The following is a 26,145-nucleotide window of genomic DNA, read 5'->3' as shown; positions in this document are numbered from 1 at the left end:
GAATGGATATGTACATATGCCATGCGGGTTATTTCTGCATGGCTTTTTTATATGCTTCGTAAAGAAGGATGTACATGTTCCCGTATAGATCGACCTCTTATATCCTCCTCATTCTCCGTATTTAACGGAGGTGCAGATATGATCATATCCCATCCGATACCTCCTTGAACGTTTCTGTTTGTAGACAAAACAACCAAAACGATTAAGGGGTGTTCATATGATTTCAAATATCATACAAAAAATAATGAAACACGAAACATTAACAGAAAATGAAGCTTACTATTTTATGGAGAAATTAGCGAATGGTGAAGTAACAGATGCTCAAGCAAGTTCTGTTCTAAGCATCATGAGCTTTCGCGGTGAGACTGTAGATGAGATCGTTGGTTTTGTTAAAGCGATCAGAAAGCTTTCAAGAAAGCCTGAATCATCACAACACCATGAGCTGATGGATACTTGCGGTACTGGTGGTGATGGAGCATCGACCTTTAACATCTCTACTGCAGTGAGTATCATACTCGCTTCATTAGGGATAAAAATAGCCAAACACGGCAACAAAGCGGTCACATCAAAAAGTGGAAGCTCTGATGTATTAGAGGCTTTAGGCGTTGGAGCAGCAAGCAACCACTTTGAAGCGAATTCACAACTGAATAAACATGATATCGCGTTTCTACACGCTCCATATTTTCATCCGGCACTAAAAAAAGTAGCTTCGTTGAGAGGGCAACTGCCATTTCGAACGATCTTCAATTGTATCGGTCCTTTGTTAAACCCGATGGCACCAAGTTATCAGCTGATTGGAGCGAGCAATGAGGAAGTTGCTGAGAAGCTCTCTGAGGTGATAAAGAAGCTCGGAATCAAACGAGCATTGATTGTTTCAGGTGTAGATGGATTAGATGAATGTTCGATCACAGGCGAGACACGGATGTTTTTGGTTGAAAACAACACGGTTGTATCCTTCAACTACACACCTGAAGAAGCAGGATTGAATCGGGGAAACCTTAGTGAGATAACCGTAACGAACAAACAAGAAAGTGCTGAACTCATACGTTCTATTCTACAAGGTGAAGGAAATGAATCAGCCCGTAATATCGTCATCCTTAATGCTGCTGCAGCTCTGTTTGCATCAAAACGGGTCTCAAGTATTCGAGACGGCGTGGAGATCATCAAACAGTGTCTACAATCAAAATCCGCATATTATCATCTTGAAGAAATGACGAAAGCAGAGGCGAGTGCACATGTTAACTAAAATATTGAAACAAAAAGAAAAAGAAGTAGCGGTTCTTCCTTCATTTATAAAAGGTGAGCTGGACTTTACTGATAAAGATCATCGACCTTTTGCTTATAAAATTGCAAACTCTTTATCAATGCCAGCGTTGATAGCAGAAGTGAAAAAAGCTTCACCATCCAAAGGAATCATAAAAGAAAATTTCAATCCTGTCGAGATCGCTGTGGAATATGAAAAAGCAGGAGCATCTTGCTTATCCATTTTAACGGACACAGAGTTCTTTCAAGGAGACCTTCAATATTTAAAAGATATTCGTAATCATGTATCGCTACCTCTTTTAAGAAAGGATTTCATCATAGATGAAAAGCAGATCATTGAGAGTGTAGAGAACGGAGCAGATGCGATTCTGCTCATTGCCGCATGCCTATCAAACGAACGTTTAGGAAAGCTTCATGCACTTGCTACGGAATGCGGGCTAGAGTGCTTGGTCGAAGTTCATTCACAACAAGAGATCCAACAAGTGTATGACGTATGTAATCCTTCTATGATCGGAATAAACAACCGCGATCTAAAGACGTTCATAACAGATATCGAGCATACGTTTTCTCTTCTTTCCTCTATTAAGAAAGAAACTCTCGTGATCAGTGAGAGTGGCATCAAAACAGCTTCAGATGTTAAAAGCCTATTCGATCACCATGTGAACGGAATGTTGATCGGAGAAACATTGATGAGAGCGGACTCTATAGAAAATAAGATAAGAGAGCTTTATCATGACTGTTCAAATTAAATATTGTGGCTGTCAGTCTGAAGAGGACTATAAGCTGCTCATAGAATCAAAAGCAGATCTGATCGGATTCATATTCGCTGAAAGTAAAAGAGAAGTCGACCCTACGAAGGTGAACAGCTGGATTCAGAAATACGGAAAACCAAAAAAGCTCGTTGGTGTTTTTCAAAATGCAAGCTTACAAAGAATAAACGATGTAATCAGCACCGTTCCGATAGACATCATCCAATGTCACGGAACTGAAACGGTTGATCAGCTCAAGGAAATAAGAGATCACAGCAACAAAGAGATCTATAAAGCACTTCCTTATAGTGAACATATTTTGAAAGAAATAGAGTTATACGGAAAAGTAGCAGATAGTCTTATCGTAGATTCTGTAGCAAAAGGACAATTCGGGGGAACCGGTATTCCATTTTCGTGGAAAGAAGTTCCTAACATGATGAGAAAAGCAAATGCTTTAGGGGTCACTTGTTTTATAGCTGGTGGAATCAGACCAGATAATGTTTCAGAACTAATAAGACACAACCCGCACGGAATCGATCTAAGTGGTGGTATCGAAGAAAACGGTAAAAAAAGCTTAAAAAGAATAGAAACTCTTGAAAGGATGATAATGAGATGACTACAGCTACAGTACCTGATCATAGAGGAAGATACGGTGTGTTCGGGGGAAAATACGTCCCAGAAACGATCATGTTTGCACTTGAAGAGCTTGAAACGGCTTTCGATGAAGCCATTCAAGATAAAGAATTTAACGAGCTTTTCCAAAAAGAACTAGCGATTTATTCAGGACGTCCGACGCCCTTAACAAAAGCCGATCGTCTCAGTGAGTCTAATGGTGGAGCATCGATCTATTTAAAGAGAGAAGACCTAAATCACACAGGAGCACATAAGATTAATAACGCCATCGGCCAAGCTCTCTTAGCAGTAAGGATGGGAAAGAAAAAGATCATAGCCGAGACTGGAGCGGGTCAGCATGGCGTAGCAGCAGCGACTGTAGCAGCGAAGTATGGATTGTCTTGTAAGGTTTATATGGGAAAAGAAGATATAAGAAGACAAGCACTAAATGTATTTCGAATGAAACTGTTAGGTGCAGAAGTGATCGAGGTCACGAGCGGCAGCCAAACGTTAAAAGATGCTACCAATGAAGCGATCCGAGAATGGGTTGCTGCGGTCGAAGACACCTTTTATCTCATCGGTTCTGCTGTAGGGCCATATCCTTATCCTAAGATGGTCAAACAATTTCAGCAGGTAATCGGTCATGAAACAGAGAGTCAGTTCAATGAGATTCATAAAGGAAAGCTTCCAGATGCTGTTGTAGCTTGTGTAGGTGGCGGCAGCAATGCGATCGGCATGTTCGCACCGTTTATCGAGAAAGATGTACCTCTGTACGGAATAGAGGCAGCAGGGATGGGTGTAGAGACTGCTCAGCATGCAGCAACTTTATCAAAAGGCTCAAATGGTGTGATTCACGGTTCGTTGACGAAGCTTCTTCAAACAAGCGAAGGGCAGATTACAGAACCTTATTCGATCTCAGCAGGTCTTGATTATCCGGGAATAGGGCCAGAACACGCCTACCTTCATGAGACAAAAAGAGTAACGTATGAAGCAGTAACAGATCAAGAAGCGTTACAAGCATTAAAGCTTTTATGTGAGAACGAAGGAATTTTATGTGCGTTAGAGAGTGCTCACGCCGTAGCTTATAGTCTGAAGCTCGCAAAAAAAATGCAAAAAGATCAACATATCGTCGTCTGCTTATCAGGAAGAGGCGACAAAGATGTTCATACACTGATGGAATTTGAAGAAGGGGGGAAATAAAGATGAATAAGAGATGGGAAGTCTTTCAACAATCATCAGATTATCGTTTCACTCCTTATATCATGGCTGGTGACCCATGTGAAGAAGCAACGATCGAACTGTCTTTAGCTCTTGAGAAGTGCGGAGCTCATGCCCTTGAGCTAGGTGTTCCATACTCTGATCCATTGGCAGATGGACCTGTGATTCAACGAGCAGGTATGCGAGGTCTGGCACAAAATATGAATCTTGAAAAAACCGTAAATCTCGTATCTAAGCTTCGTGAAAGAGGATTGAAGATTCCGGTAATTATCTTTACTTATTATAATCTTTTGTTACAATTAGGAGAAAATCGTTTCCTGAAGTTAGCAGAGAGTAGCGGCGTGGACGGGGTTCTAGTACCTGATTTGCCGTATGAAGAAAGCGGATATTTACAAGAAATGTGTAAAGAGCATAACCTTGCTCTCATCTCGCTCGTTTCACCTACAACGCGTGAAGAAAAGCTTGAAAGACTCAGTAGAGAGGCAGAAGGCTTTTTATATTGCATCTCGTCATTAGGTGTGACAGGCATTAGAAGTGAGTTTCGAGCAGGTTTGGATGATTTCTTGAAAGCCGCGAAACGAAACAGCCGTGTTCCCGTCTTAGTAGGGTTCGGACTATCTACGCGAGAACAGATTCTGCAGTTTGATGGCAGCAGTGATGGGTTTATCGTAGGCAGTGCAATCGTAAAAAAGATTGAGGAACTAGAAAGTGACCTGCTAACGAACAGAGAGGAAGCGATTAAAACGTTCAAATCGTATATTGAGTCTTTGCTGCCTGTCTATAGTCGTTAAAAAGGAGTGGGAAAATGCAGCCGAAACAGCAGTTGTTATCTTTAAAACCTTACAAACCAGGTAAACCAGTTGAAGAAGTGAAGCGTGAACTTGGTCTAGAGAAAATCGTAAAACTCGCTTCAAACGAGAACCCTTATGGATGCTCTGATCTTGCGAAAGAAAAGATAACTGAGGAGCTATCACAGCTTCATGTATATCCAGACGGTTATTCAGCTGAACTTAGAGAAAAACTCTCAAGCCACCTTCAAGTGAAACAAGACCAGATCATTTTTGGTAATGGGTCAGATGAAGTGGTTCAAATTCTTTGTCGAGCTTATCTATCACCTGAAACCAACACGGTAATGGCAGCTCCTACTTTTCCTCAATACAGACATAATACTGTTATCGAAGGAGCAGAAGTGAGAGAGGTTCAGTTGGTCGATGGCAATCATGATCTAGATGCGATGCTTGAAGCGATCGATCAAAATACGAGAATCGTCTGGCTTTGCAATCCGAACAACCCGACTGGAAACTATATTCCGGAGTCTCTGTTTGTAAGCTTTATGGAAAAAGTACCGTCTGACGTGATCGTAGTAAGTGACGAAGCTTATTATGAGTATGTATCAGCTGCTGATTATCCAAACACGCTAGATTACTTAGATAAATATCCGAATCTAGTAATCTTAAGAACGTTCTCAAAAGCTCATGGACTAGCTGCGCTTCGAATCGGATATGGAGTCGCTCAGTCTTCCGTCATCCAGTCTATCGAGCCTGCTAGAGAACCTTTCAACACATCTCGAATTGCTCAAGCTGCAGCGATCGGAGCACTGGAAGATGATACGTTTATTACAGAATGCAAAGAGAAGAACAGAGAAGGTCTTGAAACGTTTTATTCATTCTGTGATGAAAAAGGATTGTTGTACTATCCTTCTGAAGCTAACTTTATTCTGCTCGACGTAAAATCTGATGCAGATCAAGCCTTTGATTATCTTCTGCGTAAAGGGTATATTGTGCGATCAGGTAGTGCATTAGGTTTTCCTACCATGATCCGTGTCACAATCGGTGAAGAAGAACAGAACAAAGAGATCATCGAACATTTAGGTGCGTATATTGACTCTGTTGTAGAGAAAGTAAATAAATAATAATACTAATGATAAAATGCCCGGTATTTTTAAAGATATCGGGCTATTTTCATAATTTTCAAAAAAGTGTTGCATTTTAAATAAGCTCTATTTATAATGAATGTAATATGGTTTCTCTCCACTCCTATCCATATTATACTTTCCTGACAGCGCTTACATGTCAGGACTTTTTTTGTTCTCATTTTTTATTTCTTCTATATTTTCTATCATAAAACCCTCATATCTATCATAACTTGTCCTATAGAGAAAAAAAGGAGGCGAGCTATGCGATATATTATTGAGCGCCCGCTGCAATCGCTCGGTACAGATACTGTTCTTTCCTATCTAGTAGACTCTCAAAAAATCTCCTACGTCTCACAGGGCCCTCTTAGAATGAATGTGATGAAGATGTCTATGCAAGGTTTAAAGATGATTCCTGGGCATATCAGTCCTCTTATGTCATTGAATAGATTGCCTATCGAAAAGGTAAGACAAAATCTTGGTGAGAGAGTAAGAAGCGGGACCACTACACTACTAACATCTGCTGAAGTCAGCTATTTACATGAAGCTGAAACAGAGTTGAAGCGAACGAAGCATCTCTTGATATCCAGTTCGATAGACTATTGTATTGGCCTTAGCATGTCTCCAGAAAAGATCACTCCACAAATGATGAGTTTTTGTCGTAGAAGTAGAATTCCGTTTATCCAGTTGATCTGTAAAGATTTTACTCAGTTAACAAATGTGATCTGGGAGAGAATCAGTGAAGCTAATTTTAGTTATGGAACTGTAATCTTTCCAACCTTTCCATCCAACACGGATCAGAAGTTGAAAAATACGTGGCAAAAAAAATGGAACGAGCTTGCTATTCAACATCAAATTCCAACACTTTTTCATGATTTGAAAGAAGCTGAACCTATTTCTTTACCCAGTTTGAAAATGCTTGGTCTGTACCCTGTTAAAGGCGGTCTGTTCGCTGGCAGTGATGCTGACTATTGTATTTACCGTACAGATGGACTACATGAAACGTTACAAGCTGTAATCGTAAGAGGTGAGATCGTCTTTTCTGAGAAAGTCCCAGAAAAGCATCAAGGGTATGGAAAAGAAATTATCGTGGTAAAGCCCCGTCGTTTTGGAGAATCTCTCATTTCTCGTGTATAATAGGCACAAGAATACAAGGGATAAGGGAGTTTTATCAGTGAACGAAATCCAAGATGCAATCAGGCTTGTTGAACATGGTGACGTCGAAAAAGGAATGTCGCTATTAGATAAAATTAAACAAAAAGCAGGAGATCCAGAAAAGTTCGAGATCGCCGAAGTTTACTTGAACTGGGGCCATACAACTGAAGCAATGAACCTATTTAATGAGTTGCTACAAAAATACCCTGGAGATGGAGAGCTGCTCGTATCCATTGCAGAATGCTGCTTGGATGAAGGCATGGATGAGAAAGCGATCGAGTATTTAGATCAAGTAAGTGAAGAAGATGACGAATATTTAAGAGCGCTTATCCTTCAAGCGGATCTGTACGAAAGTCTTGGACTGACAGAAGTTGCAGAACGTAAGCTTACAGAAGCACATCAAAAGGACCAGAAACATCCGGTACTAGCATATGCTTTAGGTGATTTCTATTTAAGACAAGGTAAATTTGATTCAAGTTTGCCACTATTAAAAGTAGCGATCGACGAAAAAGCTGAAATTGAAGATGTTACATTAAGATATGCCGAAGCACTAAGCAGAGCAGGCAAGTTTGAAGAATCTCTTCCATACTACAGAAAAGGTCTGGATCACCATAAAGATCTTTACAGCTTATTTGGTCATGGAGTGACTGCCTTTAAAGCAGGAGAGTATAAAGAAGCGATTTCGAGCCTTGAAGAACTAAAAGACATGGATCCCGATTATACAACCCTCTATAGCGTGCTATCTGAAGCATATGAAGAAGAAGGGGCTCTTACAGAGGCGTATGACGTCATCTCTGAAGGATTAAAAAGGGATGAACACAACGAGAATATCTATCTGCAGGCTGCAAGGTTAGCTTATAAACTTCACAATCCTGATCAAGGTGAACAGTGGGTGAAACAGGCGCTTGAACTCAATCCTACACGTATAGAACCACTGCTAAGGTTAGGCGATCAGTACATTCGTGAAGAAAGATTTGAAGATCTACTCAGTCTCTACAAGTCACTTTCTGAAACGAAAGAAGAGATACCGCTCATGTACTGGCATCTCGCTACAGCAAATAGAGAAACCGAAGATTATAGTGAAGCCGCAAAATGGTACGAAAAAGCATCTCTGTTGTTTACGGAGGATCCAGTGTTCTTAGAAGAATATGCTTACTTCCTCATCGAGGAAGGCGACCAGAAGAAAGCGAAAAGCATTCTGCAGAATTTGTTGAACCAAAGCCCGGAACGAGACGATATTGAAGACGTTTTAAACCGCTTGGAAGATTTTTAAAACTTTCTGAAGTGAAGAAGGATTTTACGAGCAGTGAGAGAATATATTTAGTATCAAGATGACGTGTTTTTGAATGATGGGGGGATTGCAATGAGCAGCACCGTTTCGGTCCTTGAAAAAAAGGATTTTATCAAATGGTTCCTTAATCATTATCAGTTAAAGAAGCGCGAATGTGTTTGGTTATTAAACTATTTAGTTAGTGATGACCAACTGATGGAGAAGGTACATTTTGTAGAGAAAGCTGAATATTGTCCAAAGGCCATAATCATGTCAACTCAATGCACAGACGGAGTCCCATTCCGTTTTTACAAACAAAATGTTCTAACGACTGATGCCGAAAAATCATTTCATGACATCCGCTTGAACCAAGAGGAAGAGATCTATCTTGAACTTAATTTTAACGCATCACGTCTGACGCCCGAGTACGCATCTGTATTAGAAGAAAACCCGCACTTGCCACAGAATATGTCGATGGACAAAAAATATGGCATATGGGCGGAAATGGTATTAGAGAAGTCGATTGAAACCTATCGCAAGAATGATATTATGGCAAAGATCGATGCAGCATTAGACCAAAAAGATTATGATAGCTTTACAAAATGGACCAATGAACTAAAAAACTTAGAAAAACAGCCATCCTAGTTGTGTGAAGGCGACTCTTACGAAAGGGTCGTCTTTTTTGTGGGTTATGTGATTTCTGTGCTAACCCGTGCACACACGGTATCGTCGATCTTGACCATAGAATATTGCACCTAATCCATAAATTCATGCTTTGAATTCACGAGTTTTAGCCTGCAATCCAAAAGTTTGGTCACTTTATCCACGAGTTTTTCTCCTTTATCCTCTAGTCGACATATCTTGACTTATTTCGACATCTACAAATCTACCTATTTTCTTTGCCAACCTCATTATGCTAGCGAGAAATATGGTACGATAAGAAGCAGTACATACCAAGTAAGGAGATTTTTTTATGAAATGGAAAACTAAAGACGCAGATGTATTCTTAAAGTCTGGTGAGTATGTAGATTCGATCTTAATTCCGCTAACACCAGTCAGCTTCTCTAACGACTTCAAATCGAGTGTGACGATGTCAGAGTATACAGAACTATTAACATCAGAGATCGAGCGTCAGCTGCATGGCAGATTGTTTTTATCACCTAATTTTACATACGTAAAAAATGAAGGTGCTCTTGATCTATTAACTAGTTTCTTAGAGCATGTAAAAAATTCAGGGCATTTTAAACATATCTTTCTGATGACAAGTGATGTGTATTGGAAGGAATTTGAGCAGCAACTTTCTGGACAATTATTTTGGGTACCCGCTCTGCCGCTTGAGACAATGGACGAGAAGTATAAATTAGAAGTGATAAAAGAGCAGGTAAAACCGTTGTTTCAGCTAATTTTCAACGATTGGCAGAGGAGTATAAATTCGTAATATTTACCACATGTCATATTGACATTAAAAGACAACATAAGCTATCATGTTTATGTCCTAGTAATATGTGTGTAAAAGTCCGGATGGACCGTCATTTACAGCATAAGGGGGGGAAAACAATGTCAAAGGAAGATATTTCAAGACGTCAGTTCTTAAACTACACATTAACTGGCGTTGGTGGATTTATGGCTGCCGGCATGCTTATGCCAATGGTCCGTTTCGCCCTTGATCCGATTCTAAAAGAGGGAACAGATCAAGAATTGGTAGCGGTTACGAGCATGGAAGAGATCGCTAACGAACCAAAGCGTTTCGATTTTAAAATCAAACAAAAAGATGGCTGGTACGAGTCTGATGTCACTCAATCTGCCTGGGTTTATAAAGCGAAGAATGGTGATATTATCGCACTTTCTCCAATCTGTAAACATCTAGGTTGTACGGTAGACTGGAATACAGATCCATCACACCCTAACCAGTTCTTCTGTCCTTGCCACTTAGGCCGTTACACGAAGGATGGAACTAATGTTAAGGGAACTGCACCTCTTGCACCACTTGATGTATATGACAGCCAGGTGAAAGATGGAAAGCTTTATTTAGGAAAGGCAAAACCAAGAAAGGGGGCGTAATGAATGCTACAAAAGATTTATGACTGGGTAGATGAGCGCCTGGATATTACGCCGCTTTGGAGAGATGTTGCAGACCATGAAGTACCTGAACACGTAAACCCCGCACATCATTTTTCTGCGTTTGTTTACTGTTTTGGTGGATTAACTTTCTTCATCACGGTTATCCAAATTCTTTCAGGTATGTTCTTAACGATGTACTATGTACCTGATATCGTGAATGCTTGGGAATCCGTATATTACCTGCAAAATGAAGTGGCATTTGGAGTTATCGTACGCGGAATGCACCACTGGGGCGCGAGCCTTGTTATCGTAATGATGTTTCTACATACATTGCGCGTATTTTTCCAGGGAGCTTATAAGAAGCCAAGAGAATTAAACTGGGTTGTTGGAGTACTTATTTTCTTTGTTATGTTAGGTTTAGGTTTTACAGGTTATCTATTGCCTTGGGATATGAAAGCGCTATTTGCGACTAAAGTAGGAATTGAGATCGCAATGACGATTCCTGTTGTTGGTCCAATCGCAAAGACGTTCCTTGCCGGCGGAGAGATTATCGGAGCACAGACGCTTACGCGATTCTTTGCGATCCACGTATTCTTCCTTCCTGCAGCATTGTTAGGCTTGATGGGTGCCCATTTCTTAATGATCCGTAAACAAGGTATTTCCGGACCGTTGTAAGAACAAACATAAGTTTAAAAGTTTCATAAGAGCAAAGGAGGGAAATATATGCATCGCGGTAAAGGAATGAAGTTTGTCGGTGACTCTCGTGTCCCTGCTGAGCGCAAGCCGAATATTCCTAAAGACTATTCGGAGTTTCCGGGAAAAACGGAAGCGTTCTGGCCAAACTTTCTTTTAAAAGAATGGATGGTAGGAGCTGTATTCTTGATCGGATACCTCATACTGACAATCGTCCATGAATCTCCTTTGGAGAAAAAAGCAGATCCTACCGATGCTGGATATATTCCTCTACCAGACTGGTACTTCCTATTTTTATACCAGCTTCTGAAGTACAAGTATGCGGCAGGGGATTATGTTCTTATCGGTACTGTTATTATACCGGGTCTAGCATTTGGTGCGTTAATGCTTGCGCCATTCTTAGACAAAGGGTTGGAGCGACGTCCTTCTAAACGTCCGATCGCAACTGGATTAATGTTATTAGGTTTGATCTCTGTTACATATTTAACATGGGAATCTGTTGTGACACACGATTGGGAAAAAGCGAAGACTCAAGGTAAGATCGTTGATGTAAGTTTTGATGAAAACGATCCTGGATACAAGATCTACCAAAAGCAGAGCTGTGTAGGCTGTCATGGTAACACGTTATCAGGTGGAGCATCAGGACCTTCATTGATCGGTACAGGATTAAAGCCTGAAGAAATCATGAAAATCGCAAAAGAAGGTAAGCCACCAGGCATGCCGCCGAATGCGTTTAAAGGTTCTGATGATGAGCTAAAACAATTAGCTGAATTCATCTCAAAACTAGAACAGAAGTAAATGGTAGAAGCCGGCTCAGTATGGGCCGGCTTTTTTCTGAACTTTGTAAAAAAAGGAGTATGTGATTATGTCCTGGATTCGAACGATCATCATGGATCGAATGTTTTTACTAGCACTTCTTTTGATCAACATACTAGGCACGATCTACGGATATTATTGGTACCTTTATCAGCTTCAGGATACGCCTTGGTACTTCTTGCCGTTCGTACCCGACAGTCCGACTGCATCATTGTTTTTTGTTTTTGTCATCATCGGCTTTTTAAGAGGTAAACAGCACGGGTGGATCGAAGCCTTGGCTGTTGCAACGCTCTTTAAGTATGGCATATGGGCAGTGGGGATGAACCTTGGTGGTGCTTTTGTTGGAACGCCACTCGACCTTATCAACTACATGCTTATCTTTTCTCACCTCGGCATGGCGGTTCAAGGTCTGTTATATGCTCCGTTTTATAAGATCAAGGGTTGGCACGTAACCCTTGCTGCACTCGTTCTTTTTCATAACGAGATCATCGACTACGTGTTTGATATGATGCCAAGATATGACATTCTTGATCCGTATCAAGACTTGATCGGATACTTGACCTTTTGGTTATCTGCGTTATCCATCTTTATTGTTTGGAAAATGAGAAAAGCGTAACGTACTTTCCAAATCCTTAATTATAGGTCTAACCTTGTCCCAGCTCTCATACGTTTTAAGTATAAGGGTACAGGAGGGACAACGGATGAGAAGGTTTGGATGGGCATTGATGGTTCTTTGTATGGTTTTTGGACTTGCTATGCCAGCATTTGCATCAAATCATACAGAGACAAAAGAATGGTCTGAGATAAATGAGCTTACGAGTGAGATCTGGGAGCTTGGTAAAATAGAACGGTACGAAGAAGCTGCGGGTGTGTTGCAGTTTACATCAGCCAATATTACTCATATAGAAGATGTCTTGTCCTTAAGACCGGAACAGAAGCGTCTCGTTGAATATACGTTCAGAGATGCTGTTTCTTCTCTTCAGAACCCCGAGTGGTCGAAGGAAAAAAAGCTAAACAAGCTTACCGAGGTTCGTTTGTTAGTAGATGCCCTTCAGACCGATTATGAGCCGTTATGGAAAAAAACAGGACTGATGATGTTAGAGCCTTTTATCACGATGGAAAAAGGAATCAGTGAAGATGATTCTGTGGTTTTTCATCAAGCAGCCAATCTTTTACTTGAACGTTACGAAACGGTCAGGCCGGCACTGATGGTCGACCTGAAAGATGAAGAATTAGAAAAGCTCGATGAACACGTTTCTTACGTTGATACGAATCGAAGTCAGATTCTTACGGACTCCGCCCATCAAAAACAGCTTGAAACTGCAGCTGCTGATTTTGAAGCGCTATTCTTCGCAAAAAAAGATAACTCAGAGCCATCCCTGTTTTGGTTAATATTTTCAATCGGTGGCATCATATCATCAACACTAGCTTACGTAGGATGGAGAAAATACAAAGGTGATCAGCAAGATAGTTTAAGAGTGCCTGATAAACGGTAATGGGTCATCAGTCATGCGTATTCTTTGACAAACTGTGAGTTGAAAACGTAAAATGTGAGTATCAAAAGCTTTTTATATGGAGGAATGCCAACGATGGGTGGATTTTTAATCTACTTCGCAATTTTGCTTATCGTTCCAATCTGGGCTCAGATGCGAGTGAAAAGCACGTACAAAAAGTATTCGAAGGTAAGTAACAGCACAGGTAAGACTGGTGCAGAAGTAGCAAGAGAGATTTTAGACCAAAACGGACTCTACAGCGTTCAAGTAGAGCCGGTTAGAGGGATGTTGTCCGATCATTACGACCCTCGCAGTAAAGTAGTTCGTTTATCTGAAGATAATTATTACGGAAGTTCGATTGCAGGTGCAGCCGTTGCAGCCCATGAAGTAGGGCATGCGATTCAAGATGCTGAAGGGTATGCGTTCTTACGCTTCAGACATGCGCTAGTTCCTGTAGCTAACATCGGATCTAACTTTTCGTTTCTATTGATTCTTGGTGGTATGCTTTTAAGCTCGATGAATATGTTCCTATTAGGGATCATCTTCATGTCGGTAGCTGTATTGTTCCAATTCGTTACACTGCCGGTCGAGTTTAATGCAAGCTCTCGTGCCATGGACCAGATCGTTTCAACAGGTCTGATCCGTAACAACGAAGAGCGCGGAGCACGTAAAGTATTAAACGCTGCTGCGTTAACATATGTAGCTGGTGCTCTTGTAGCGTTACTCGAACTAGCACGATTCATCTTCATGTTCTTAGGGATGAACCAAGACGACTAAATTTAAAACAGTTAAGCTCCCGATACTTGATCGGGAGCTTTTTTCTATCTGCCTATCGGATTCTTATCAGCATCAAGAGTGAAACCCTCACCGATTACTTCATGAACATCATTTACAGTTACGAATGCATGTGGATCGATACGCTCGATCACTTGCTTAATACGGACGATCTCGTTCTTAGCGATTACGCAGTACAGCACTTCACGGATATTTCCTGTAAAAGAGCCTTTACCGTTTAAGATAGTCGCACCACGGTCTAATTCTTTAATGATATCTGCTGCAATCTCGGTATTTTTATCTGAAAAGATCATGACCGCTTTACCAGCATAAGCACCTTCTTGCATAAAATCGATCACCCGTGCACCGATGAATACAGCAACGAGTGTGTACATCGCTTCTTTATAGTCTAAGTAGACGAGAGAGATCGCGATAACAACGAAATCAAAGATGAACATCGTTTTACCCATGCTCCAGCCTAAAAATTTATGACCGAGTCTCGCGATGATATCCACTCCGCCAGTCGTTCCCCCAAAGCGAAAGATGATTCCTAGTCCAACTCCAATAAATACACCAGCAAACAAAGCGGCCAGTGTCATATCTTCTTTAAGGTTGATCGTTACAAAAGAAAAACGCTGGAAGATAAACAAAAACACTGACACGGCGACTGTTCCAATTATCGTATAGATAAAGGCGTTTCTTCCAAGCAGTTTCCAGCCGACAAAGAACAATGGAATGTTGAGTGCCAGGTTAGAATAAGAAGGATCGATCGAGAAAAGAAAATAGAGTATGAGCGTGATCCCTGTAAAACCACCTTCTGCTAAATTGTTCGTCATATTAAAATGAACGATTCCGAACGAAAAGATAGCAGCACCAAGTAAGATGAATAAAATATTTTTTAGTTTGATTGGATAAGTCATATGAGGCCTACTTTCTACAAAAATACTAAGGTTGTTTTTAGTCATGCCTTCCTATTATAAGCGAAATTTCATGAAATTTGTCAAACAGAAAAAATACCGATAACATATAGAAGACTAATATTGAATGAGGAGTGTCAACATCATGGCCAATCGTACATTAAAAGAGAGTCAGGACGTTGTAGATCAATACATATCACAGTTTAAAGAAGGCTATTTCAGTCCTTTAGCCATGCTTGCACGTTTAACAGAAGAATTAGGGGAACTTGCTCGTGAAGTGAACCATCATTATGGAGAGAAACCAAAGAAATCAACAGAGGATAAGAAGACGGTGGAAGAAGAACTTGGAGATATGTTCTTTGTTTTGATCTGTCTGGCGAATTCCCTCGATATAGATCTGGATGATGCGTTAAAAACCGTTATGCATAAGTTTGAAACACGAGACAAAGACAGATGGACTAAAAAAGAAGGAGAGACTACTCATGAATAAAATTAGAATCATACTTGCAGGACCACGAGGAAAGATGGGTCAAGAAGCGTTGAAGATGATTGAGGAAACTTCACATTTTGAACTAGTGGCAGCTGTAGATTCAAAAAATGATGGACTTCAAGTAAAAGATCTTTCAGGAGCTCCGCTATCTATGGAGGCACCTGTATATGATGATATGGAAAACTGTCTTGCTTCTATTGAAGCAGATGTCGTTGTAGATCTTACTCGTCCCGATATCGGCAAGAAACACCTTGAGTTGGCTCTTAACAAGGGTCTGCGCACGGTTATCGGAACTACTGGTTTTTCAAATGAAGACCTAGAGCGTCTAAAAGTTCTGGCTGAAGAAAAACAGACAGGTGCCATCATCGCCCCAAATTTTGCGATCGGTGCGATTTTAATGATGAAGTTTTCTCAAATGGCAGCAAAGTATCTTCCTGATATTGAAATCATCGAAAAGCATCATGATCAAAAGTTAGATGCGCCGTCAGGAACAGCATTAAAAACAGCACAACTGATCACTGAAGTGAGAGAAGAAAAGAAACAAGGTCATCCGGATGAAAAAGAGGATCTTAAAGGAGCGCGAGGCGCTGAACTAGAAGGAATCCGTATTCATAGTGTAAGATTACCTGGACTGGTCGCGCACCAAGAAGTTATTTTCGGTGGTGAGGGTCAAGTCTTAACGATCCGTCATGATTCTATGAACAGAACATCCTTCATGCCAGGTGTTCGCCTTGCCGTTGAAAGTGTTATGAAAATTGAAGGTCTTGTCTATGGCCTTGAAAATATTATGGAATAAGAGGGGATACTATGAAAATAGCTCTTATTGCACACGATAAGAAAAAGAACGATATGATCAATTTTACTGTCGCTTATGCACCGATCCTAAAGGGTCATACCCTGTTTGCGACAGGAACAACAGGATTTAAAATACAAGAAGCAACGGGTCTGGATATCAAACGTTTTCAATCTGGCCCTTTAGGCGGTGATCAGCAGATCGGAGCCATGATCGCAGAAAACGATCTTGATCTTGTTCTGTTTTTCAGAGATCCGTTGACCGCACAGCCTCATGAGCCTGATGTGTCAGCACTGATGCGTTTATGTGATGTGTATCAGATTCCGCTCGCAACAAATGTGGCTTCAGCAGAACTTTTTATTCGTTCACTCGAACGAGGAGATCTGGATTGGAGAAAAATAATAGATGAAAGAGAGTCAGAGAAAAAATGAACGTTGAAAGCTGGCTAGCCTTTGGTGCTCATGCAGATGATGTAGAGATCGGCATGGGTGCTACGATCAAAGCAGAAACAGAGAGAGGCCGTGACGTGATCATCTGTGACCTAACAGAAGCAGAACTGTCATCGAACGGCACTGTCGACATCCGGAAAAAAGAGGCTGAAAGAGCAGCAGAACTTTTAGGAGTAAGTAAAAGAAATAACCTACAGTTGCCTGACCGCGGACTTTATATGAAAGAAGACTATATTTTACAACTGGTTTCGGTTATTCGTGAGCATAAGCCAGAATACGTGTTTGCTCCCTATTGGGTCGATCGTCACCCAGACCACGGAAACTGTGCTCGTCTCGTAAAAGAAGCAGTCTTTTCTGCCGGAATAAAGAACATCAAAGACAAAAATCAACAACCTGCACACAAAGTGAAAAATATTTTTTACTACTTGATCAACAGTGCAGAGAGACCTCAGTTGTTTGTAGATGTTACGAGGTCTTACAGAACGAAGATCGAGGCATTGAAAGCTTACCCTTCTCAGTTTGTAAAAACGCTGGAAAGCATCGATACACCTCTAACGAACGGTTATATAGAACGTGTAGAATCCCGTGACAAGCTGTTTGGTCTTGAAGCTGGTGTCAGTTATGCAGAAGGATTCATTACAGAACAAACTTATATAACTAACCATTTATAAGGAGAAAGTCTATGACGTTAAAAATCGGCATCACTTGTTACCCGACCGTAGGCGGATCAGGAGTGGTTGCGACAGAACTAGGAAAACTATTGGCAGAAAAAGGACACGAGATTCATTTTATTACATCAAGCGTTCCTTTTCGTCTAGGAAAATTTTATCCGAATATCTTCTTTCATGAAGTAGAAGTGAATCATTATTCCGTGTTCAAATATCCGCCTTATGACCTTGCTTTAGCTAGCAAGATGGCAGAGGTGGCAAAAAGAGAAAAGCTCGATCTTCTTCATGTTCATTACGCTGTACCACATGCTGTTTGTGCGGTATTAGCCAAACAGATGCTAAACGATGAGATGAAGATCGTTACAACCTTACATGGAACAGATATTACGGTACTAGGCTACGATCCCTCACTAAGTGAAATGATCAAGTTCGGCATCGAGAAATCAGATGTTGTCACTTCGGTTTCACATCAACTTAAAGCAGATACACTAGATCTGTTAAATATTAACAAAGACATCATCCCTGTACATAATTTTGTAGATGAAAGAGTGTATTACAGAAGAAGTAATAATGCAGAATTAAGACAAACGTACGGAATTGATGAAAACGAAAAAGTCATCGTTCATATCTCTAATTTTAGAAAAGTAAAAAGGTTAGAAGATGTCATCAAGTCGTTTGCTCTGATTCGAAAAGAGCTTTCTTCAAAGCTGTTGTTGATCGGAAACGGTCCAGAACTAACGACAGCATGCGAACTGGTGCGTGAGCTGGATATCGAAGACGATGTATTGTTCTTAGGTAAACAAGAAAATGTCGGCGAATTGTTCTCAATCTGTGATCTGAAGCTGCTTCTATCTGAAAAAGAAAGCTTTGGACTCGTTCTACTCGAAGCGATGGCATGTGGTGTACCTGTAATCGGAACGAATATCGGTGGGATACCGGAAGTGATCGTGGATGGCGAGACAGGGTATATGGTGGAGCTAGGGTGTCCAGAATCGGTAGCCGAAAAAGCGATAGCTCTGTTACAGGATGAAGAAAAGCTAATGGCGTTCAGAGAAAATTCCGTAAGACATGTAAAAGAAAACTTCTTATCTGACAAGATCGTTTCGATCTATGAAGATATTTATTATTCCTTAGTAGAGGATCGCACAGTATGAACGAAATGTTCAAAAACGCCTTGCCGGTATTAAAGCGGTTGGAAGATGAAGGGTACAGAGCTTACTTTGTTGGAGGTTGTGTACGAGATCTTTTGCTCGACCGTCCGATCAAAGATATTGATATCGCAAGCTCTGCAAGACCTAAAGACGTTCAAGAAATCTTTCCAAAGACTATTCCGGTCGGTATTGAACATGGAACTGTTATCGTAAGACACGAATCTGTTTCTTATGAAGTCACAACGTTTAGAAAAGAAGATGAATATAAAGACTACAGAAGACCTTCTAAAGTATGGTTTGTCGATGATCTAAAAGAAGACCTCTCTAGAAGAGATTTCACCTTCAATGCGATGGCGATGGATATATCATTTCAGTTGATCGATCACTTTGGAGGACGAGATGACCTTGAGCGTAAGCAGATTCGTACTGTCGGAGATCCGAATCTGCGTTTTTCAGAAGATCCTCTTCGTATCATGAGAGCTTGCCGGTTCATGAGTGTATTTAACATGGCGATCGAAAGAAAGACCGAACAAGCGATTAAAGAAAAAGCATGCTTGCTATCTCGCATTTCAACAGAACGAATTGCGATCGAGTTCATCAAACTGCTTCAAGGTGAACAAGCGGGTAGTGTTCTCAAGTTTATGCAGGAACGCTCTGTTCTAAATCACTTGCCTACTAAGTTGCAAGAAAAACAGAGCGATCTTTATAAGGACTTTGACTGGAACGCTCTAGAATCTGATGAACAAAGATGGACGGCCATTCTGTTATTATCTGATGTGAGTGATGATAGAGCGTTCTTGAAAAGTTGGAAGCTTCCCAATCACATGATAAAAAAAGTAGAGAAGCTTATGTCCGCTTATGGTATTATTTCGTGGAGAAAAATGGATTTGTACCGTTGTGGCTTGGAGACAGCAATATCAAGCATCACGCTAAAAAGTGCGATCGAAAAGAAGGATAATGCAGAAGAAATCGCTCAACTTAAACAGCGATATCGTGAGATTCCGATCAAGTCCAGGAAGGATATTCCGCTAGATGGTCAGGATATTATCGAGATCACACAACGAGAACCGGGTATTTGGTTAGGTAAGCTGTTAGAAGAGATGGAGAAAAAGATCGTTGAGGGAGAATTAGCACTCAACTCAACCGCACTACAGGATTGGGTAAAAAGGTGGGAGCCATGATGAAAGAAGCACTGTTGCACATGCTTACAGAACAAGAAGGAAAGTTTGTTTCAGGTCAAGAGATCTCAAACAGACTGGATTGTTCAAGAACTGCGATCTGGAAACACATATCAGAACTTCGTAAGAACGGCTACACGATCGAAGCTGTCCAGAAGAGAGGATACCGATTGATCACGTCTCCTGATGCGGTAACAGCAGAAGAAGTATCATTATATACGGGTGACGGAACATTCGGAAAGAAAATTACGTACAGAGAATCTGTAAATAGTACACAAGAGGTCGCTCATGCACTTGCTAGAGATGGCGCGGTCGAAGGAAGCATCGTACTCGCTGACGAACAGACCGGTGGCAGAGGAAGGTTAGGAAGAGCGTGGCAATCTCCTAAAGGGACAGGCGTTTGGATGAGCTTAATCTTAAAGCCTAACATCCCTCTTCAAAAAGCGCCTCAGCTTACATTGCTAATAGCTGTAGCTGTTTCTAAAGCGATCGAAAAAGTATCAGGCCTTGAAGCAGCGATCAAATGGCCGAACGACATTTTGATCAGCGGTAAAAAATCAGCTGGCATCTTAACAGAACTTCAAGCTGAAGCCGATTCTATTCATTCGGTCATTGTCGGCATCGGGATTAACGTGAATCAAGAACGACAGCACTTTTCTGATGAAATCGCGGAAATCGCTACAAGTCTAGCCATTGAAAGCGGGCAAAACTTCAAGCGAGCTGAAGTGGTGGGTGTGCTTCTTCAAGAGATCGAAACCCTATACCATCAATATTTGGAGAATGGTTTTGGTGTGATCAAGCTGTTATGGGAATCTCGTGCGTTCAGTTTAGGAAAACGAATTACAGCAAGATCCGTAACAGGAGCGATCACGGGTTATGCAAAAGGAATCACTGAAGAAGGTGTTCTGCTTTTAGAAGACGATCATGGCGTCGTACATTCCATCTATTCGGCTGATATCGAATTTCCTTCTACTTAAGGAAAGTCCGTGATAAAATAAAGTTGTAGGCGGTATCCATGTGGAACTGCACTAATTCTGTCTAGTTTTGACCACAAACCTTATATCTGCCTAGATCCAAATTTAGGACCGGGACAGAGGGAGCAAACAATAAAAGTCTAGGATTTTTCCTATGCCTTCTTCCTCTATTGGAAAGAAGGTTTTTTGCACTTCTGGCCCTGTTAGTTAAAGGCAATTTCCGTATGCTTTGTTGCTTTTGAGAGATGTTGATTTTCGCTTCAGGTTGCTCGCTTTCCGCGGGGCGACCGGTGAGCCCCTTGCCACTTCGCGCCATTAAGGGTCTCACCTGTCCGCTCGTCCCGCAGGAGTCGGCAACCTTGCGCTACAATCAACTTGCGATGAGGATTAAGTTCCAAATAGCAATAATCCGTTAGAAAGAAGCTAACAAAAAATCAAAAGCAACTTCTTAGGGAAAGAGCCAAATTAAAACAGGGAGGCTTTATGATGAAAACGACGAAAAGTTTTCTTAAGATGAAGAGAGATGGCGAAAAGATCACGATGGTAACGGCTTATGATTATCCGACTGCGGTGATCTGTGAAAAAGCGGAGATGGATCTTTTGTTAGTCGGAGATTCTCTTGGAATGGTCGTGCTTGGGTATGATTCAACGATTCCCGTTACGATGGATGATATGATCCATCACACGAAAGCGGTAAAACGCGGCGCGCCGAACACGTTTATCGTGACGGATATGCCGTTTATGACGTATCACGGTTCGATCGATGAGACGCTGAACAACGCACGAAGAATTCTTCAAGAAAGCGGTGCTTCTGCTGTCAAAGTAGAAGGTGGAAAACAGATCGTTCAGACGGTTGAACGGTTGACGGACGCCGGAGTTCCTGTCATGGGACACCTTGGTCTTACACCTCAGATGGTAGGTGTGATGGGCGGGTATGGTGTTCAAGGAAAAGAAGAAAGAGACGCTGAGCGACTGATCGAAGAGAGTCTTTTGCTTGAAAAAGCTGGGGCGTTCGCGATCGTTTTAGAATGCGTTCCGCAGCAGCTTGCTGAGATCGTAACAAAAAAACTAAGTATTCCTGTTATCGGAATCGGTGCAGGTAAACATACGGACGGGCAAGTCCTCGTCTATCATGATATGATCGGCTACGGTTTTCACCATGTACCTAAGTTTGTGAAAACGTATGGAAACGTGAAGGATGTCATGGTCGAGGGACTTTTAAAATATAAAGAAGACGTAAGAACACAACAGTTTCCAGAAGAAAGTCACAGCTTTAATATGAAGGCTGAAACGCTTCATTCCCTTTACGGAGGAGTTCAATCATGAAACAGATCAATCGCATCAAAGACATACAAAAACTGATCGCTGAAGAAAAAAGGGCTGGAAAAGTAATAGGGTTCGTACCAACGATGGGATATCTGCATGATGGTCATCTATCCTTGATCGAACGAGCGAAGAAAGAGTCTGATGTTATTGTTGTCAGCATTTTTGTTAATCCGTTGCAATTCGGACCGAACGAAGATTTTGACAGATATCCTCGTGACCTTGAGCGCGATCAGAAGCTGGCATTAAAAGCGGGAGCAGATGTGTTGTTTTTCCCAGATACAAAAGAGATGTATCCACAAGAATCAGTCGTGACGGTTTCTGTAAATAAAAGAGTAGATGCATTATGCGGGGAAAGTCGAGTGGGACACTTCGACGGAGTGGCGACAGTATTAACGAAGTTGTTTCATATCGTTTCGCCTGACTATGCTTATTTTGGACTGAAAGATGCACAGCAAGTAGCGGTTATTGAAGGTCTTGTTGAAGACTTTAACTTTCCGATAAAAGTGATCGGGTGTGAGACGAAGCGTGAGGCTGACGGTCTTGCGATGAGTTCTAGAAACGTGTATCTCGATGACACGGAAAGAAAAGAAGCGGTTCATCTGAGTCAATCTCTTGTAAAAGCGAAAAAATGGCTTTTAGAGGGTGATAGTGGTGAGACCGAACAAAAGATGATAAAATACTTGGAGGAACATACGAGCGGTATTGTTGATTATTGCAAGATTCTTTCGTATCCTGAACTTCTTCCTCCTACACCTGAATCGGAAAGGTTGATCATTGCTGTAGCTGTAAAATTCAGCAAAGCGCGTTTGATTGATAATGTCATCTTAGACAACATTTTAAGTAGACTAGAAAGCGAGGAAGAAACATGTTCCGTACGTTAATGAAAGGTAAGATACACCGTGCTACGGTGACTGAATCTAATTTAAACTATGTTGGCAGCATCACGATCGATGAAGATATTTTAGATGCTGTTGATATGATTCCGAACGAAAAAGTTCAGATTGTAAATAATAATAATGGTGCACGTTTTGAAACGTATATTATCCCTGGAAAACGAGGTTCTGGTGTGATGTGCTTAAATGGCGCTGCAGCACGTCTCGTGCAAGAAGGGGATGTTGTTATTGTTATTTCCTATGGAATGTATGATGAGACCGAAGCAAGACATCATGTACCGAAAGTTGCGATTATGGATAAGAACAATCGTGTACAAGAGATGCTCGGAGTTGAACCTGAGGCTACTATTTATTAATGCGATATAAACAAGCCACAGGGGAATGAGGTGAAGGCTATGACACGGCGATTTGTCGTTATCGATTTTGAAACAACAGGAAATTCAGCAGCAAAAGGAGACCGAATTATCCAGATTGGTGCGGTCGCCGTTGAGGCAGGACAGATAACGGACAGATTCTCGACGTTCATCCAGCCAGGCGTTCCCATCCCCCCATTTATTGAGCAATTGACGGGCATCAACGATGAAATGGTGAAAGATGCCCCGTTGTTTGAAGAAGTGGCACCAAAGCTCCTTCAGATGTTAGAAGGAGCTTATTTTGTTGCCCATAATGTCATGTTTGATTATTCGTTTCTGCAAGGGGAACTCGACCATGCAGGCTATTCCAGGCTATCCATGCCGCTAATCGATACGGTTGAGATGTCAAGACTGCTTCTTTTAGGAGCAGACGGCTACCAGCTAGGGATGCTTGCAGATTATCTAGGGTTAGAACACCTTAACCCGCATCAAGCTGACAGCGATGCAGAAGTAACAGCGAGACTCTTGATCCATCTATTAGAAAAACTAGAAAATCTCCCACTCGCAACGCTTGAGAGGCTAACACCTTTTCTAAAGAAACTGCAGAGTTCTTTAGAAAGCATCGTGGGTGATATGATCGCGGAGAAGTCAGCTTTTTTAGCAGATGAAGAAACATATGATTTTTATCGTAAGCTCGCTCTAAAAAAGAGACCGGATTTCGTACAATCTTTAGACAATGATTTTACAGAGTTTAAAGACGAAGAGGTTCATGATCAGCTTCAGCAGCATATGCAGCATTACGAAGTTCGAAAAAGTCAGCAGAGAATGGTGGAACTCGTGGACGAGGCACTTCACACGAATCAGCACCTTGTGATTGAAGCGGGAACGGGTGTAGGAAAATCGCTCGGTTATCTCATACCGGGTATTCGGCATGCAAAGGAAAAAGACCGGCCGCTTGTCGTTTCTACGCATACCGTCCAGCTGCAGCAACAGCTGTTAGAACGCGATGTTCCGCTGCTAAAAAGGATCATGCCGTTTGACTTTACAGCGACTCTTCTTAAAGGAAGAAATCATTACCTATGTTTAAGAAAATTCGAACATACGCTAATGGATTATCACGATGATAATTACGATATGAACTTTACAAAAGCACAACTGATCGTCTGGCTTACAGAAACAGAGACAGGGGACGTAGAAGAACTGTCGATGGCCTCTGGCGGAAAACTCTTCTGGAACACGGTCAAAAGTGATGCCAATTCTTGTTTAAACCATAGATGTCCTTGGTTCTCCAGATGTTATTATCACAAGCAGAAGAGAGCAGCTCATGAATCAGACCTTGTAATCACGAACCATGCGTTGTTGTTTACGGACTTGAAGTCTGATAATCAATTGTTGCCAGCTTATAAAGAAGTTGTTTTAGATGAGGCCCATCATGTGGAAGAAGTTGTAAGCGATCATTTTGGAAAAGAAACTGATTATTTTTCATTCGTCAAGCTCCTAGACCGTCTATCTCAGACGGATGGAGACGGAATGATGAATACGTTTAGGGAGATCTGTGATCTTCTTGAGGTTCCCAAATACGAACACCATCTCGCCAATTGGGATAATCTCTTTTCGGATGTGAAGAATGAACTTGATGAGATCTTCAAGCAAATCAAGACAATCTGTCTAAAAAAAGCCAGATCATCTCGATCTACAGAGTTAACGAAATTAACGCTTCGTTATACGAAAGAAGATATAGAGGCTGTTGCTTGGGAACCAGTCTTAGAGATGGAAGCGAGAGCACGTCAGTTTATGGGTGATCTTGTGAAACCTGTAAAACGTGTATTGAAGAGCTTTGATCAGTACGAAGAACATCTAACGGTCCAGCAAAAAGGTTTCTTAGTCGATCTAGAAGGCATCTTAAACGATCTGCAAGATGAGATGACAGATCTTCACCACTTATTGTCTTGCCCATTATCTGAAGAAGTGTACTGGATGGAAGCAGAATCAAAAGGTCCGAGACACGCGGTTACACTCTTTGCGAAGCCGGTTGAGATCGATCAGATTCTAGCTGATAAGTTCTTTGGTAAGAAGAGCTCGGTCGTGCTCACTTCTGCGACGATGAGTGTGAAGAACAGCTTCCGTTATCTGAGTGAAAGACTTGGACTTTTAGACTTTGGTCCGATCAGCGCACAACTGCCTTCACCATTTCAATATGAACAACAAGCGAAGCTGATGGTGCCAACTGACATTCCGCTCATTAATGAAGTGGATCAAAAAACGTTCGTTAAAAAAATCTCGTCCTCTCTGTACGAGATCGCAAAAGTAACGAAAGGACGCATGCTCGTTCTGTTCACTTCTTACGAAATGTTGAGAGAGACTCACGGAGCGTTCAAAAGTTTGATGGATGCCGAAGAGTTCGTATTGATCGCACAAGGCGTTGACTCTGGAAGTCGTGCGCGTCTTACAAAGAACTTCCAGCGATTTGATAACAGCATCCTGTTTGGGACGAACAGTTTTTGGGAGGGAATCGATATCCCGGGTGACGATCTTTCCTGTCTCGTGATCATCCGATTGCCGTTCACACCGCCAGATCAGCCTGTGATGGCCGCGAAAAGCGAGAAGTTGAAAGCAGAAGGTGGGAATCCGTTCTATGACCTTTCCCTTCCGCAAGCGATCATACGCTTTAAGCAAGGGTTCGGACGATTAGTGAGAAGCAGCCGAGATAAGGGAGCCGTGTTCGTCTTCGACCGAAGAATGATCGAGACGAGATACGGAAAATCCTTCATCCAATCACTGCCAAAGCTTCCTGTATCGATCAAACCGATCGATGAACTCGTGTCAGAACTGGATGATTGGATGGAATAATGTAAAAGAAGAAGCGCATTGCTTCTTCTTTTTTGTTTGCCCTAGATTTTTGTTTCATGTAGAAAAGTGAGGATAGGAGGACAATCT

General features: G+C 41.5%; 28 protein-coding genes. 27 read left to right on the top strand and 1 reads right to left on the bottom strand.

The window, feature by feature from the left end:
• The first annotated feature begins 217 nt into the window (after positions 1-217).
• The 16 genes from trpD to I5J82_RS09210 all read left to right on the top strand — a co-directional run bounded on the left by trpD (position 218) and on the right by I5J82_RS09210 (position 14,019).
• The gene (trpD, locus tag I5J82_RS09285; RefSeq protein WP_198767628.1) at positions 218-1,246 is read left to right on the top strand and encodes an anthranilate phosphoribosyltransferase; all 1,029 of its coding nucleotides are present in this window, start codon (positions 218-220) and stop codon (positions 1,244-1,246) included.
• The gene (gene trpC, locus I5J82_RS09280) at positions 1,236-2,012 is read left to right on the top strand and encodes an indole-3-glycerol phosphate synthase TrpC (RefSeq protein WP_198767627.1); all 777 of its coding nucleotides are present in this window, start codon (positions 1,236-1,238) and stop codon (positions 2,010-2,012) included. Before trpD ends, trpC begins: the two co-directional genes overlap by 11 nt.
• Positions 1,996-2,628, top strand: coding sequence for a phosphoribosylanthranilate isomerase (locus I5J82_RS09275; RefSeq protein ID WP_198767626.1), 633 nt, complete (start codon positions 1,996-1,998; stop codon positions 2,626-2,628). The genes trpC and I5J82_RS09275 overlap by 17 nt, the downstream gene beginning before the upstream one ends.
• Positions 2,625-3,824, top strand: a complete 1,200-nt coding sequence (gene trpB / locus I5J82_RS09270) for a tryptophan synthase subunit beta (protein ID WP_198767625.1) — start codon at positions 2,625-2,627, stop codon at positions 3,822-3,824. The genes I5J82_RS09275 and trpB overlap by 4 nt, the downstream gene beginning before the upstream one ends.
• Positions 3,825-3,826: 2 nt before the next feature.
• On the top strand, positions 3,827-4,633 hold the full coding sequence (trpA, locus tag I5J82_RS09265; RefSeq protein ID WP_198767624.1) for a tryptophan synthase subunit alpha: 807 nt from the start codon (positions 3,827-3,829) through the stop codon (positions 4,631-4,633).
• A 14-nt stretch (positions 4,634-4,647) separates the two neighbouring features.
• The gene (hisC, locus tag I5J82_RS09260) at positions 4,648-5,754 is read left to right on the top strand and encodes a histidinol-phosphate transaminase (protein ID WP_198767623.1); all 1,107 of its coding nucleotides are present in this window, start codon (positions 4,648-4,650) and stop codon (positions 5,752-5,754) included.
• Positions 5,755-6,018: 264 nt separating this feature from the next.
• Positions 6,019-6,891, top strand: coding sequence for a hypothetical protein (locus tag I5J82_RS09255; RefSeq protein ID WP_198767622.1), 873 nt, complete (start codon positions 6,019-6,021; stop codon positions 6,889-6,891).
• A 37-nt stretch (positions 6,892-6,928) separates the two neighbouring features.
• Entirely contained in the window at positions 6,929-8,182 is a 1,254-nt protein-coding gene (locus tag I5J82_RS09250) for a tetratricopeptide repeat protein (protein ID WP_198767621.1), read from the top strand.
• A gap of 90 nt (positions 8,183-8,272) precedes the next feature.
• Positions 8,273-8,824 (top strand): ReoY family proteolytic degradation factor, encoded by a 552-nt coding sequence (locus I5J82_RS09245; RefSeq protein ID WP_066395641.1) that lies wholly within the window; start codon positions 8,273-8,275, stop codon positions 8,822-8,824.
• A 328-nt stretch (positions 8,825-9,152) separates the two neighbouring features.
• On the top strand, positions 9,153-9,617 hold the full coding sequence (locus I5J82_RS09240) for a YpiF family protein (protein ID WP_198767620.1): 465 nt from the start codon (positions 9,153-9,155) through the stop codon (positions 9,615-9,617).
• A 119-nt stretch (positions 9,618-9,736) separates the two neighbouring features.
• Positions 9,737-10,240: a Rieske (2Fe-2S) protein gene (locus I5J82_RS09235; RefSeq protein WP_066395637.1), complete on the top strand. Its 504-nt coding sequence runs from the start codon at positions 9,737-9,739 to the stop codon at positions 10,238-10,240.
• Positions 10,241-10,243: 3 nt separating this feature from the next.
• Complete coding sequence (qcrB, locus tag I5J82_RS09230) at positions 10,244-10,915, top strand: menaquinol-cytochrome c reductase cytochrome b subunit (protein ID WP_066241815.1); 672 nt, start codon at positions 10,244-10,246, stop codon at positions 10,913-10,915.
• Between the two features lie 48 nt (positions 10,916-10,963).
• On the top strand, positions 10,964-11,731 hold the full coding sequence (locus I5J82_RS09225; protein WP_197130621.1) for a menaquinol-cytochrome c reductase cytochrome b/c subunit: 768 nt from the start codon (positions 10,964-10,966) through the stop codon (positions 11,729-11,731).
• A 67-nt stretch (positions 11,732-11,798) separates the two neighbouring features.
• Positions 11,799-12,365: a lipoprotein heptaprenylglyceryl N-acetyltransferase LhaT gene (gene lhaT / locus I5J82_RS09220; protein ID WP_198767619.1), complete on the top strand. Its 567-nt coding sequence runs from the start codon at positions 11,799-11,801 to the stop codon at positions 12,363-12,365.
• 85 nt (positions 12,366-12,450) lie between these two features.
• Positions 12,451-13,245, top strand: coding sequence for a sporulation protein YpjB (locus I5J82_RS09215; protein ID WP_198767618.1), 795 nt, complete (start codon positions 12,451-12,453; stop codon positions 13,243-13,245).
• A 93-nt stretch (positions 13,246-13,338) separates the two neighbouring features.
• Positions 13,339-14,019, top strand: a complete 681-nt coding sequence (locus I5J82_RS09210) for a zinc metallopeptidase (protein ID WP_137789062.1) — start codon at positions 13,339-13,341, stop codon at positions 14,017-14,019.
• Between the two features lie 44 nt (positions 14,020-14,063).
• Here the strand turns inward: I5J82_RS09210 and I5J82_RS09205 are convergent, their stop codons facing one another.
• Positions 14,064-14,936: a YitT family protein gene (locus I5J82_RS09205; protein WP_137789063.1), complete on the bottom strand. Its 873-nt coding sequence runs from the start codon at positions 14,934-14,936 to the stop codon at positions 14,064-14,066.
• Positions 14,937-15,078: 142 nt separating this feature from the next.
• Here I5J82_RS09205 and I5J82_RS09200 point away from each other — a divergent pair, with 142 nt between their 5' ends.
• The 11 genes from I5J82_RS09200 to dinG all read left to right on the top strand — a co-directional run bounded on the left by I5J82_RS09200 (position 15,079) and on the right by dinG (position 26,058).
• Entirely contained in the window at positions 15,079-15,423 is a 345-nt protein-coding gene (locus I5J82_RS09200) for a nucleotide pyrophosphohydrolase (RefSeq protein ID WP_198767617.1), read from the top strand.
• Positions 15,416-16,219, top strand: a complete 804-nt coding sequence (gene dapB, locus I5J82_RS09195; protein ID WP_198767616.1) for a 4-hydroxy-tetrahydrodipicolinate reductase — start codon at positions 15,416-15,418, stop codon at positions 16,217-16,219. Before I5J82_RS09200 ends, dapB begins: the two co-directional genes overlap by 8 nt.
• A gap of 11 nt (positions 16,220-16,230) precedes the next feature.
• Complete coding sequence (gene mgsA, locus I5J82_RS09190) at positions 16,231-16,647, top strand: methylglyoxal synthase (protein ID WP_198767615.1); 417 nt, start codon at positions 16,231-16,233, stop codon at positions 16,645-16,647.
• Positions 16,644-17,336: a bacillithiol biosynthesis deacetylase BshB1 gene (gene bshB1, locus I5J82_RS09185; RefSeq protein WP_198767614.1), complete on the top strand. Its 693-nt coding sequence runs from the start codon at positions 16,644-16,646 to the stop codon at positions 17,334-17,336. Before mgsA ends, bshB1 begins: the two co-directional genes overlap by 4 nt.
• An 11-nt stretch (positions 17,337-17,347) precedes the next feature.
• Complete coding sequence (gene bshA, locus I5J82_RS09180) at positions 17,348-18,487, top strand: N-acetyl-alpha-D-glucosaminyl L-malate synthase BshA (RefSeq protein WP_198767613.1); 1,140 nt, start codon at positions 17,348-17,350, stop codon at positions 18,485-18,487.
• Positions 18,484-19,665 carry a CCA tRNA nucleotidyltransferase gene (locus I5J82_RS09175; protein WP_198767612.1) on the top strand — a complete coding sequence of 394 codons (1,182 nt, stop codon included), beginning with the start codon at positions 18,484-18,486 and terminating at the stop codon, positions 19,663-19,665. The genes bshA and I5J82_RS09175 overlap by 4 nt, the downstream gene beginning before the upstream one ends.
• Positions 19,653-20,639 carry a biotin--[acetyl-CoA-carboxylase] ligase gene (locus I5J82_RS09170; RefSeq protein WP_198767611.1) on the top strand — a complete coding sequence of 329 codons (987 nt, stop codon included), beginning with the start codon at positions 19,653-19,655 and terminating at the stop codon, positions 20,637-20,639. Before I5J82_RS09175 ends, I5J82_RS09170 begins: the two co-directional genes overlap by 13 nt.
• Positions 20,640-21,122: 483 nt before the next feature.
• Complete coding sequence (gene panB / locus I5J82_RS09165) at positions 21,123-21,962, top strand: 3-methyl-2-oxobutanoate hydroxymethyltransferase (protein ID WP_198767610.1); 840 nt, start codon at positions 21,123-21,125, stop codon at positions 21,960-21,962.
• Positions 21,959-22,843, top strand: coding sequence for a pantoate--beta-alanine ligase (panC, locus tag I5J82_RS09160; protein ID WP_198767609.1), 885 nt, complete (start codon positions 21,959-21,961; stop codon positions 22,841-22,843). Before panB ends, panC begins: the two co-directional genes overlap by 4 nt.
• Positions 22,828-23,211, top strand: a complete 384-nt coding sequence (gene panD / locus I5J82_RS09155) for an aspartate 1-decarboxylase (RefSeq protein WP_066395605.1) — start codon at positions 22,828-22,830, stop codon at positions 23,209-23,211. Before panC ends, panD begins: the two co-directional genes overlap by 16 nt.
• A gap of 39 nt (positions 23,212-23,250) precedes the next feature.
• Complete coding sequence (dinG, locus tag I5J82_RS09150) at positions 23,251-26,058, top strand: ATP-dependent DNA helicase DinG (protein ID WP_198767608.1); 2,808 nt, start codon at positions 23,251-23,253, stop codon at positions 26,056-26,058.
• Positions 26,059-26,145 lie beyond the last annotated feature (87 nt).

Source organism: Fictibacillus halophilus (genome assembly GCF_016401385.1).
Classification (GTDB): domain Bacteria; phylum Bacillota; class Bacilli; order Bacillales; family Fictibacillaceae; genus Fictibacillus; species Fictibacillus halophilus.
Note: the sequence above shows the minus strand (reverse complement) of the source record. Positions and strands in the feature narration are given on the sequence as shown.

Excerpts from the sequence above, each read along its gene's own strand:
- dapB (WP_198767616.1), top strand. The coding sequence starts at position 15,416 with ATGAATAAAATTAGAATCATACTTGCAGGACCACGAGGAAAGATGGGT.
- I5J82_RS09240 (WP_198767620.1), top strand. The coding sequence starts at position 9,153 with ATGAAATGGAAAACTAAAGACGCAGATGTATTCTTAAAGTCTGGTGAG.
- I5J82_RS09225 (WP_197130621.1), top strand. The coding sequence starts at position 10,964 with ATGCATCGCGGTAAAGGAATGAAGTTTGTCGGTGACTCTCGTGTCCCT.
- bshB1 (WP_198767614.1), top strand. The coding sequence starts at position 16,644 with ATGAACGTTGAAAGCTGGCTAGCCTTTGGTGCTCATGCAGATGATGTA.
- lhaT (WP_198767619.1), top strand. The coding sequence starts at position 11,799 with ATGTCCTGGATTCGAACGATCATCATGGATCGAATGTTTTTACTAGCA.
- mgsA (WP_198767615.1), top strand. The coding sequence starts at position 16,231 with ATGAAAATAGCTCTTATTGCACACGATAAGAAAAAGAACGATATGATC.
- trpB (WP_198767625.1), top strand. The coding sequence starts at position 2,625 with ATGACTACAGCTACAGTACCTGATCATAGAGGAAGATACGGTGTGTTC.
- I5J82_RS09215 (WP_198767618.1), top strand. The coding sequence starts at position 12,451 with ATGAGAAGGTTTGGATGGGCATTGATGGTTCTTTGTATGGTTTTTGGA.
- I5J82_RS09200 (WP_198767617.1), top strand. The coding sequence starts at position 15,079 with ATGGCCAATCGTACATTAAAAGAGAGTCAGGACGTTGTAGATCAATAC.
- panC (WP_198767609.1), top strand. The coding sequence starts at position 21,959 with ATGAAACAGATCAATCGCATCAAAGACATACAAAAACTGATCGCTGAA.
- bshA (WP_198767613.1), top strand. The coding sequence starts at position 17,348 with ATGACGTTAAAAATCGGCATCACTTGTTACCCGACCGTAGGCGGATCA.
- I5J82_RS09255 (WP_198767622.1), top strand. The coding sequence starts at position 6,019 with ATGCGATATATTATTGAGCGCCCGCTGCAATCGCTCGGTACAGATACT.
- panD (WP_066395605.1), top strand. The coding sequence starts at position 22,828 with ATGTTCCGTACGTTAATGAAAGGTAAGATACACCGTGCTACGGTGACT.
- I5J82_RS09210 (WP_137789062.1), top strand. The coding sequence starts at position 13,339 with ATGGGTGGATTTTTAATCTACTTCGCAATTTTGCTTATCGTTCCAATC.
- I5J82_RS09205 (WP_137789063.1), bottom strand. The coding sequence starts at position 14,936 with ATGACTTATCCAATCAAACTAAAAAATATTTTATTCATCTTACTTGGT.
- qcrB (WP_066241815.1), top strand. The coding sequence starts at position 10,244 with ATGCTACAAAAGATTTATGACTGGGTAGATGAGCGCCTGGATATTACG.
- I5J82_RS09245 (WP_066395641.1), top strand. The coding sequence starts at position 8,273 with ATGAGCAGCACCGTTTCGGTCCTTGAAAAAAAGGATTTTATCAAATGG.
- hisC (WP_198767623.1), top strand. The coding sequence starts at position 4,648 with ATGCAGCCGAAACAGCAGTTGTTATCTTTAAAACCTTACAAACCAGGT.
- trpC (WP_198767627.1), top strand. The coding sequence starts at position 1,236 with ATGTTAACTAAAATATTGAAACAAAAAGAAAAAGAAGTAGCGGTTCTT.
- dinG (WP_198767608.1), top strand. The coding sequence starts at position 23,251 with ATGACACGGCGATTTGTCGTTATCGATTTTGAAACAACAGGAAATTCA.
- I5J82_RS09175 (WP_198767612.1), top strand. The coding sequence starts at position 18,484 with ATGAACGAAATGTTCAAAAACGCCTTGCCGGTATTAAAGCGGTTGGAA.
- panB (WP_198767610.1), top strand. The coding sequence starts at position 21,123 with ATGAAAACGACGAAAAGTTTTCTTAAGATGAAGAGAGATGGCGAAAAG.
- trpA (WP_198767624.1), top strand. The coding sequence starts at position 3,827 with ATGAATAAGAGATGGGAAGTCTTTCAACAATCATCAGATTATCGTTTC.
- I5J82_RS09235 (WP_066395637.1), top strand. The coding sequence starts at position 9,737 with ATGTCAAAGGAAGATATTTCAAGACGTCAGTTCTTAAACTACACATTA.
- I5J82_RS09275 (WP_198767626.1), top strand. The coding sequence starts at position 1,996 with ATGACTGTTCAAATTAAATATTGTGGCTGTCAGTCTGAAGAGGACTAT.
- trpD (WP_198767628.1), top strand. The coding sequence starts at position 218 with ATGATTTCAAATATCATACAAAAAATAATGAAACACGAAACATTAACA.